General features: G+C 55.7%; 2 protein-coding genes. Both read right to left on the bottom strand.

The window, feature by feature from the left end; genetic code table 11:
• Positions 1-6: 6 nt before the first annotated feature.
• Positions 7-906, bottom strand: coding sequence for an ABC transporter permease (locus DVK07_RS19130; RefSeq protein WP_121598472.1), 900 nt, complete (start codon positions 904-906; stop codon positions 7-9).
• Between the two features lie 108 nt (positions 907-1014).
• The coding region (locus DVK07_RS23435; protein WP_199719622.1) for a hypothetical protein at positions 1015-1485 on the bottom strand (471 nt) is incomplete at its 5' end.

Here is a 1485-nt window from a genome sequence, read left to right as displayed (position 1 = left end):
TCCGTGTTATGTGAGGTCAGCCTCTCGGAAGCGGTAGTAGCCGACCGCGAACGGAAGGAGTATCCATCCGGCGAAGATGACGAGTGCGCCCGCTTCATGGAGGACCACGGTGACATCCACTCCCTCGAACGCGAGTTCGACAACCAAGGCGTTCGACCGGGTTTGTGGTTGTAGATCCGCAATGACGCCAAGCACCCACGATGCTGAGTTCCCTGTTTCCAGGATCCAGTTGAAGAGGACGTTATACGCGCCAGCTGGAGCCAATCGGTGGAGGAGAAAGAGACTCTCCGATGCTGGCGGACTTAATCGATTGACCTGAACACCCGTAAGTGGCGTATAGACCTGGTAAATGATGAAATCCACCCAGCCCAGGATGAAGATGAGGTAATAGCTAAACGCCGCTGTAGCCGCTTGGACCGAGGTATTCACGGCCGCGGAAATCGAAACGCCGACAGAGACGTTCAGAAGCAGATAGAGGCAAGAAGCAACCACCAGCAGGCCGAATTTGGCGAGAGAGAACAGCCCGTATTCAAGCGCGCCGAATGCACCGACGACGAGGAAGGGGAGGAGGAGGGGAACACAGAGGACTGCGGTTTGGCCGATGATTTTCCCGAGGAGGATATGGTGGCGGCGGACCGGCATGCCACTGACGACTTTGATACTTCCTGACGCGCGTTCAATACTGATCGATCTATGGCTAAGGAGGATCGCGCCCAATGTGGCAAAGATGCTGACGGGCGCTTGAAACGCCGCTAGTGTCGTGTTCTCGCCTAAGCTCGTGACTAGGTACGGAGGGCCACCGAGCGACAGAAAACTTGCGACGACTAGAAGGACACCTAGCAACCAGACTCCCTTCGACTGGATGTGGTCGTAGAATTCTTTCCGAGCAAGCGGAGACCACCTCATTCCCCAGTGTATCACTAGCAGAGCTTGATAAAGCCTATTCACTTGTAACTTCCGAGGGAGAAATCGCTGTTTGGCAGGGACCAGTACTTAGCGTTCAGGCGTTCGTCTTCACTCACTACTCTCTTCGCCTTGATCGTCCGCAATCGGCTCGAGCGATTCTTCCATGCGTTCGAATTTGGCTTCACGGAGTTCCTCCTCTGACGGGGCTTTCGGTACGAGTGATGCGCCCTCTGGCAGGTCAACATCCTCGCCCTCCAGGGGGTTAGAATCGGCGACCATCTTGCGAATCTCCATATCTCGGTTGAGCTTTCCGATCAGCTGCTCGAACGACGTATCACGCTCGTGACGCAGCCGACGCAGTTTTCGAACCTGCCGCTCGAACTCCGTCTTTTCTGCCCAATCATAGATTCGCCGTCCGAGCAGTGTGAGCTTATACCGCTTTTCGGTTCCACGTTCAGTCGGCCTATAGCTCACGGTGAAAATATCGCGCTCAACACCCTCGGATAACCGTGTGGACACTGTCGAAGAACTCACCGCACCCGTGTCGACGAGTGCGTAAAACGCCGCTGTTCCCGTCCC

It is taken from the genome of Halorubrum sp. Atlit-26R (assembly GCF_003666015.1).
In the GTDB taxonomy this organism is placed as follows: domain Archaea; phylum Halobacteriota; class Halobacteria; order Halobacteriales; family Haloferacaceae; genus Halorubrum.
The sequence above is the reverse complement of the archived record's forward strand: the minus strand, read 5'-3'. Positions and strand labels throughout refer to the sequence as shown.